Origin of the sequence: Runella zeae DSM 19591 (assembly GCF_000423565.1) — a bacterium.
Classification (GTDB): Bacteria; Bacteroidota; Bacteroidia; order Cytophagales; family Spirosomataceae; genus Runella; species Runella zeae.
Map to the genome: position 1 here is coordinate 1 of NZ_KE384046.1, position 8,371 is coordinate 8,371.

The window sequence follows — 8,371 nt, forward strand, 5'->3', positions numbered from 1 at the left end:
TACTAATTCTTTGTGATTTCATAATAACTTATTAAAATGTTAATTACCGCAAATATATCATAAAATATTGATTATCAGCAAAAGAACAACTCTATAATATCTAAAGTCTTTGGTGTCTATAGTCCCTTTTCTAGTAACTTGAAAAGATTCTATAAATGTTTTATATAAAGGAGGAAGTTTTAGATGGTTAGCTGTTTCGAATTCAAAAATATCGATTTTGTCTTCTAAACTTCGTGTTTTAAACATTTCAAATCCGGTTTTTTTCATATTTGTTGATAGTTTAGGGAATTAAGACAAACAAAAAGCTTGCAATTGATGATTAATAATCGCTGCTCCACTAGTATTTGCATGTGCCTTACAAAAGCCCTTATTATGAACTTAGTAGAAAAATAAATTATAGTTTGTTACTTTTTATTATGATTTCATACGTATTTAATCTCCCTCTTCCCGTACCCGCCAAAAATCTTCTCCCCAGTTACGGTAGAGTTGTGATGTGATAATCTCTCTCATTTTTAAATTCATTTCAATGATTACCTCTTTGCACAAACGAAAAAAACTAAAAATATCTTCACTAATCATTTGAATTTCAGGCCTGTCATATCCTAAGTCGCTATTGAGAGACCATGTTTCATTAAGATGTTCTCCTTCTATGCTCAATAAAATAGAGTCAGCTATATCAAATCTACCAATTAGAATAAACCTTCTAAATGATAATCTAAGGGATTGTTTAAATATTTATACAACTCTTCTAAAATTTCCTCTTCTGAAAAAATAATAAATAGAATTTTTATATATCTTATCAGCAATGGTTGTAAAAAATACAATAGAAGTTAGAGACATCAAATGATTGTCATAAAAAATTTTTGTTTTTGAATTCCTTTTGCTCCTAGTTTATAATTGGATATAAAATGCTGATATAGAGGTGGAATATTTTTAGTTAATAATTTTTGAAAAAGACCATATTTGTCTTTTTCTGTTAACATTTGGAGGCATGATTTACTGAGCATATTTGTGAAATAAATTAAAGTATTAAGTGTTTTTTATGTCAATTTTTATTACAAAATAACAAATATTGTCATAAATTTTTGCATATTTTTTATATTACGCTGATTTTTGTATTTTTTTACCAAGAGAGCCTTATTTGCCATAAAAACCAATAGCAGCCCCATGTCGTAGGACTGCTATTGGCGTATTTCTAATAATGATGGATATAGTCTAAATGGCCGAGTAATAGGCTTTGCTTGCCAACATTAATACCCCGGATTTTGCTTAATTTTCGAAGGATTAATATCTATTTGGCTTTGTGGAACGGCAAAAACAAGGTTGTTCTCCGTTAAACTGGTTTTAATGCCAATTGCCTGTGCTTTGGCCGTAAGGACAGGAATAGCGCGGCCTGTACGTACCAAATCAAACCAACGATGCCCTTCAAATGCCAATTCCATACGTCGTTCTTGTTCGATTGCAAGGCGCATTTCAGCTTGGGTTAAAGTGCCTTTTGCGGCTAAACCTGCTCTTTGACGAATGCGGTTGAGGTAGGGCAGTGCTTCCGCAGGTTTGGCGGTTTCGTTGAGTGCTTCTGCATACATCAACAACACATCGGCATAACGTAGCACCGGAAAATTGTCTTCTGAATCGCCACTGACGGTAGGAGTATCCGAATATTTACGAACATAGTTGTACTCAACCCGTACCCCTTGGGCATTGGTATAGCCCGTAGCCATAGACGCATTTTGACGCAAATCGCCTGCTTCATAGGCGTTTACAAAATCGGCTGTGGGGCGATTGTTACCACCGCCGCCAAACTGTACTACCGAATTGCCTGAGTTTTCGGGGGCATAGGTGTTGGGAAGACCGTTGCCTTCTCCGATTGAACCTTTTTTGTATTGAATATCAAAAATCGATTCTTTATGGTTTTTGTTGGCCGCTTTGAATACATCGGCATAGTTGGGCAACAAATCATACACACCACTGTCAATCACTTCTTTGAGCTTTGTGGCAGCTTCGGCATATTGTTTACGAGTCAAATACACTTTGCCGAGCAGTGATTTGGCGGCTCCTTTGGTAGCGCGGCCTATATCTGCTCCCGTATATCGGTCGGGAAGGTTTGCTTCGGCTTCGGTCAAGTCTTTGATGATTTGGGCATATACATCTGCTACCGCCGCTCGGTCATAGTTATATCCTTCGGCGGGGTCGGTTGTTTCTTTCAATACCAAAGGCACATCACCAAATACCCTTACCAAGTTGAAGTACATCAATGCCCGCAAAAACTTGGTTTCGCCAATGACCCGCTTTTTGAGGTTTTCGTCCATTGTGACCGCTCCAATCCGGTCGAGGATTGCATTGGCGCGGTAAATGCCACGATAGCCGTCGTTCCAGCGAGTAGCTAAGAAAGGATTGGTCGTACGAAGGTAAAATTTATCAAATTCATCTTGGTCGGTCACCGAGCCAGACAATACAGGCGTGGTGTCGTCGGAAGGGATTTCCGAAACTACGTAGTAACTGCCATATTGCCCCGATGATTGAAGTGAACCATAGGTGGCGTTGAGGGCAATCACCATGTCGTTGCCGGTCTTATAAAAAGTAGCAGTACTGGTATTGGAGATAGGGGCAAGCGCCAAAAAACTCTCTTTACAACCGCTCAGGCTTAGTACGACGGCGGTAAGGTATATGTATCTTCTTTTCATTGTGTTACCGTTTTGGGGATTAGAAACCGATATTCAAACCTACAGTGTAAGTACGTGCCAAGGGATATGAGCCATAATCAACTCCACCCGTAAGGGCGTTTTCGTAGCCACTCACTTCAGGATTGAAGCCTAGGTATTTGGTGGAAGTAAAGGCGTTTTGGATACCACCATATAGCCGAAGACTCTGGATTTTGATGCGATCAATCGCTGCTTTAGGTAAGTTGTAACCTAGGGTGATGTTACGAACCCGGAAGTAGCTTGCACTTTCTACCCAACGACTCGAAATGGCGTTGTTGTTGCCAGTAGTACGTTGATTGGCGCGAGGTACAATCCCATCGCCAGGGTCTTGCGGTGAACGCCAGCGATTGAGTATGGTCGATAATTGGTTTTGATTTCCTTCTAAGTTTTCGATAAAACGGCGGCTCAAATTTAAAATCTGACCACCTTGCACGCCTTGAACCGTGATACCAAGGTCAAACCCTTTGAAAGATAGGGTGTTGGTCATACCATAAATAAAGTCAGGCTGATTGTTTCCGATGATAGTACGGTCGTCAGCGTTGATTTTGCCGTCGTTGTTGATATCCGCAAACTTCACATCACCCGGACGAGCGGTGGCGTCGTGTGGGTAGCTGTCCAAATCGGCCTGGTCTTTAAAGACGCCCAATTGCTGATAGCCGTAGAAATTACCAAGAGGTTTGCCAATGACCGTAATGTTGGTTTCGCCTACACCCGTACCACTTCTGATGGCGTCGCCTGTGGGCCCGAGTGCCAATACTTTGTTGCGATTAAACGAAATATTCAAATCCGTCGTCCATTTCAAGTTGCCCGTGGTGTTGCGAGTTACGAGCCCAAACTCCATTCCTTTGTTTTCGACTTTACCAATATTACGACTGGCGGTTGAGAAACCTGTAAGGGTGGGGACTTGTACCGAAAGCAACAAGTCGGTGGTGATTCTTGAATAATAATCGGCGGTGAAAAAGATTCGATTTTTCCATAAACCCAACTCCAGACCAATGTCAGTTTGACGGCTTTTTTCCCAAGTTAGGTTGTCATTACCGATGGTAGAAGTAGCCAAACCGTTGACGAGGGCATTGCCAAATACATAGTTATCAGCTCCCAAAATCCCGATAGAGCCATAATTGGAGAAAGCATTATTTCCTGCCAAGCCATAGCTTACTTTAAGTTTCATTTCGGAGATGGCTGGGATGTTTTTCATGAATGGCTCTTCCGTAACGCGCCAACCAATAGAGGCCGAAGGGAAAATACCGTAGCGTTGATTGGCGCCAAAACGCGATGAACCATCGCGACGAATGGAGGCATTGACCAAATAGCGGTCTTTGTAAGTATAACCTACCCGGGCAAAATAAGACGCCAACGACCATTGATCGCGCAAAGAACTACCACCGATGATAACGCCTGCGTTGACAGTACGTACAATATCATTAGGGAAACGGTTAGCGTTGACGCTATTAGATTCAAAATCATTTTTTTGTGCTTCAAAACCTACCAAAGCATCGAGATAGTGGTCTGCCATAAAGCTGACATTATAACCTAAAGTATGGCTAGTGACCCAGTTGATTGATTGACGGGTAGTTGAAGACCCGGCGTTGGCGTTGGGGGGCAACAATTGGTTCAACGGAATAGCCGAAGTTTGGAACTGATTTTGACGGAAATAATTTAAGTCAGCACCAAACGTAGCGCGGTATTTGAGGGTTTTCCAAATGGTCAAATCTGCGTAAGTATTACCCAACAAACGCAACGTACTTGCCGTATTGTCGAGTTCGGTGATGTTGGCCACGGGATTGGTAACGCCTGCCCAGTCATAAGCCCCTGCAATAGAAGCTTGGGAGTTGTAAGTGACGCCATCCGCTTGGTAAATAGGAATGATAGGCGCTTGCGATAAAGCGGCGTTGATAACACCATTGCTTGCCCAGTGTCCGTCCGAATTGACGCGGCGCTCGGTGGTGAAAGAAGGACTCACGCTCATTCCGATTTTCAATTTAGGCGACAATTGGGCGTCGATATTAGAACGGAATGTATAGCGTTTCAGACCCGAAGTATTGATGATACCATCTTGTTTTAGATAGTTTCCCGAAATCATGTATTGGATTTTATCGGTTCCCCCCGAACCCGAAAGCTGATAGCTACTGATAGGGGCTTGTCTAAAAATCAGGCTTTGGTAGTCGTAGGATGTCAAAGCGGCAGGGTTGTCAAAATTGATGCCGGGAAATTCGCCACGTGGATAGCGATAGCGGTTTCCCGCTGGGCGGGCGCTGTTGGGATCGGAAGCTTGCGCACCTGCTACGCGCTCTAAATAAGCGTTGTTGGAGGCTTCTTTGCTAAATTCCGCAAATTGCTGGGCATTTAGCATATCCATTTTTTTGCTGATTTCTTGGATACCCGTATAATAATCAAAGTTGATACGGCTGCGGCCAGCTTTACCGCGCTTGGTCGTAATCATCATTACACCGTTGGCTCCTCTCGAACCAAAGATAGCAGTCGCGGAGGCATCTTTCAATACATCTACGCTTTCGATGTCGTTGGGGTTCATGAGGTTGAGGCCGCTACCATTGGTAAGGTCGCCTGAGTTGAGAGGTTGACCATCTACCACAATCAAAGGGCCATTTCCTGCACTGATTGACCCAAACCCTCTGATTTTGACCGAGGGGCTATTGCCAGGCGCGCCAGTGGTTTGTTGAATCAATACCCCGGGCAATTTTCCTGCCATTCCTTCAGCGACGTTGGTGACGGGCATATCTTTGATGTCTTGTGAGCTGATAGAAGCGATGGAGCCTGTTACGTCTTTCCGATTTTGGGTACCATACCCCACCACCACGACTTCGCTCAGGGCTTTTACGTCCACTTTTAAAGTAACATCTACGGTAGTGCGACTTCCCACTGCAACTTCTTGCGCTTCGTACCCAACAAAACTATACACCAAGGTGACGCTCCCTTCTGGAATACTGAGGGAATATTTGCCGTCGCCGTCGGTGATGGCGCCTTTAGAGGTGCCTTTTACCACCACACTTACTCCGGGCAATCCTCCCCCGTTTTCATCGATTACTTTTCCGGATATTTGCCGGTCGATGGGGGCGAAGACGTTTGGGTGGATAGATGTTTGGGCGGAGTTGGTGGTTTTTTCGGCTTTTACTTTTTTGAGTAAGATGCGATTTCCTGCTACTTCATAGGCCACTTCTAGCGGTGTGAGTAAGCTCTCAAGAACATCTGCCAAGCGTTCATTGTGGGCCGCTAGGGATACTCGTCGAGTGTTTTGTAATACATTGGAACTGTACATAAACTGTACATTGGTCGTTTTTTCGATCCGCTGTAGTACTTTTTTGATTTCAGCGCTTTCAAAACTTAGCGTCAGTCGTTGGTTCAGGAGTTCCTGAGCGTGCATTTTGTGGGCATGGGATATACTCAAAAATAGCACAGCAACTATCAGTTGCGTCAAAGTAAACCTCATAATTCGAAGCCAAAATTGACCAGTAAAAAGGTTTTGCATAAATTTGTCTGGGTTTATAACATTGGTTTTGAGACATTAATCTTCACTACCATCTTTTTTTAGATAGCTTAGACACACATTTGAAAAAAGTTAAATCCAAATCGGCGGTGCTGGTACCACTGCCGATTTTTCTTTTAGATACATCCTTGGGCGTCAAAGATGATTTGCCCGTCCACAATCTCGTAGGTTGCCCCCGTGATTTTGCAGAGTAAATGAAGTTTATCATATAGAGATTCATTGGAAAGTGTTGCCGTGATTTTACAGTTTTTAAGGCTTTCGTTGTCAAACTGAAAATGAATACCATAGGCTTGCTCTAATTGTTTCAGAACTTGCGAAAGTGGGGTTTCGTCATAAGAAAAGTGATTGATAATTACCTCAGGTCGCAGCACAATAGGCTCTACCACCAATGTTTTGCTAAGTTGTTTTTCTTTTTCTTCAAAAACCGCCGCTTGATTAGCCGTCAAAATCACGCCTTTGGTAGTGGTCATTGTGGTAGGAGTCTTCTTATCATTCGAATAGACCGAGACTTTGCCAGAGCGTACTTGAACCGTGACGCGATTGTCTGACTCATAGGCTCTTACGGTGAAGATTGTACCTAGTACTTTGGTAGTTAGCTTTCCAGTTTGTACCAAAAAAGGCTCCTTTTTTTTCACTACCTCAAAAAGCGCCTCGCCCGTCAGAAACACTTCGCGGATTTCGCCGGTGAATTTGGGGGCGTATTTCAACCGACTGTGCGGGCTGAGTTTTACCGTGGAACCATCATCTAGAGTCAACATTAAGGAGCCTTCGGTTTCATTTACGGTTTCGGCTAGCGAATTGCTGAGAGGGAGAAACGAACTATTCAATTCAGTTTTTTGATTCTTATTCATAATCCACCAAGTACCTGAGGCCACAATGACTAACGCTATCATTGCCGCCAATCGATACCAAGGGCGTTGCCACCAAAAACGAGTAGATACCGCTACGTTTTGGTCAGAAGATTTAGTGATTTTCTCTAAAAATTGGCTGACTTCCTGACGAACTTCTTTTTCAGAAAGTGATTCGGGAGCCACATTCATGGCTCTAATGAGCAACTCCGCTTGGCGAATGTCCGCCTTTTTTTCGGGATGCTGTTGTAAAAAGTGCATCCAAAAACTTTCATCACGCCCTTTGCCCCGAACCCAATCTCGGAAAGAGTCGTCTTTGACGAAATCTAAGGCGGTATATTCTTCGTATTTTTTCATTTGAGTGGTGTAATGCTTGTCAATAAGATACCAAAAGGCCGATTATCTAACCCACATTGCTAATAATAATAAGTTGAGGCCCACTTGCCAGTGCTTTCTTAAGCTTGAGAGAGCCTTTTGAAGTAAATTATACAGCGATTGTCGGCCGATTTGCATGGTTTCGGCAATTTGGTCGTAGCTTAGGTCTTGGTAAAATCGTAGATAGATGAGTTCCTTTTGACGCTGCGGAAGTTGGTCCAGCACTTGCTCTAGTCTTTTGAGTTGATATACTTCATACTCGTCTTCAATCATCCGCATATCTGGCGAAAACAGTACGTCGAAGTCGTATTCGTCGTTAAGCTCATACAAATGGTTGTGTTGTTTAGAGAGCTCTCTTAATAGTTTGGTTTTGAGGGATTTTAGTAAATAAGCCCTCACATTTTCGACTTCGCCAATGGTAGCGTGAATTTGCCAGAGACTCAAAAAAAGCTCCTGAATGCAATCCTTCACTATTTCGCGCTCAGGGCAAAGACGCATACCCCAATGAAATAAATCAGTGTAGTGTAATTGCATCAACTGTGCCAACGCAGAGGGAGCACCTGCGCGGTAATCTTGCCAGAGCTGTTGGGTGAGTTCGTCTTTGGGTCGGGGTTTCATGCGTTCAAATAGGACCTTTAATGACACGAGACATCAAACCAATAAACCTAACCTTTAGATTATGATTTTTTTTATAAAAACTTTAAATAAAGTTCCATAGCTCGCCTCAAACCATCATTTGGGGCAAAAAACGGTGCTGCGTCTCCGACGCAAAAGACAGCATAGCTCGCCCCAAACTATCATTTGGGGTAAAAACCGGTACTGCGTCTCCGACGTAAAACAGACAATTTAAGGATAGTTAGAATCTCTTTTTAGCACACAAAACAGCTTAGGATTTTTTCCGTCTAAGTCAGTTTTGTAAAGTTGCCACGTATTGGGATTGA

At 42.8% G+C, this 8,371-nt stretch carries 6 protein-coding genes; all 6 read right to left on the bottom strand.

All coding sequences use genetic code 11. From position 1 onward, the window contains the following. Nucleotides 1-57: 57 nt before the first annotated feature. The gene (locus G563_RS0131570; RefSeq protein ID WP_028668857.1) at nt 58-267 is read right to left on the bottom strand and encodes a hypothetical protein; all 210 of its coding nucleotides are present in this window, start codon (nt 265-267) and stop codon (nt 58-60) included. A 165-nt stretch (nt 268-432) separates the two neighbouring features. After that, nucleotides 433-657 (bottom strand): hypothetical protein, encoded by a 225-nt coding sequence (locus G563_RS38745; RefSeq protein ID WP_028668858.1) that lies wholly within the window; start codon nt 655-657, stop codon nt 433-435. Between the two features lie 593 nt (nt 658-1,250). After that, a complete protein-coding gene (locus tag G563_RS0131590; RefSeq protein ID WP_028668859.1) occupies nt 1,251-2,684 on the bottom strand; it encodes a RagB/SusD family nutrient uptake outer membrane protein in 1,434 nt (477 codons plus the stop codon). A gap of 19 nt (nt 2,685-2,703) precedes the next feature. Beyond that, entirely contained in the window at nt 2,704-6,189 is a 3,486-nt protein-coding gene (locus tag G563_RS0131595; RefSeq protein ID WP_229598596.1) for a TonB-dependent receptor, read from the bottom strand. Between the two features lie 134 nt (nt 6,190-6,323). After that, nucleotides 6,324-7,412, bottom strand: a complete 1,089-nt coding sequence (locus G563_RS0131600) for a FecR family protein (protein ID WP_028668861.1) — start codon at nt 7,410-7,412, stop codon at nt 6,324-6,326. Between the two features lie 42 nt (nt 7,413-7,454). Continuing rightward, nucleotides 7,455-8,048, bottom strand: a complete 594-nt coding sequence (locus tag G563_RS0131605) for an RNA polymerase sigma factor (protein ID WP_028668862.1) — start codon at nt 8,046-8,048, stop codon at nt 7,455-7,457. Nucleotides 8,049-8,371: the final 323 nt, after the last annotated feature.

Excerpts from the sequence above, each read along its gene's own strand:
- G563_RS0131600 (WP_028668861.1), bottom strand. The coding sequence starts at position 7,412 with ATGAAAAAATACGAAGAATATACCGCCTTAGATTTCGTCAAAGACGAC.
- G563_RS0131570 (WP_028668857.1), bottom strand. The coding sequence starts at position 267 with ATGAAAAAAACCGGATTTGAAATGTTTAAAACACGAAGTTTAGAAGAC.
- G563_RS0131595 (WP_229598596.1), bottom strand. The coding sequence starts at position 6,189 with ATGCAAAACCTTTTTACTGGTCAATTTTGGCTTCGAATTATGAGGTTT.
- G563_RS0131590 (WP_028668859.1), bottom strand. The coding sequence starts at position 2,684 with ATGAAAAGAAGATACATATACCTTACCGCCGTCGTACTAAGCCTGAGC.
- G563_RS0131605 (WP_028668862.1), bottom strand. The coding sequence starts at position 8,048 with ATGAAACCCCGACCCAAAGACGAACTCACCCAACAGCTCTGGCAAGAT.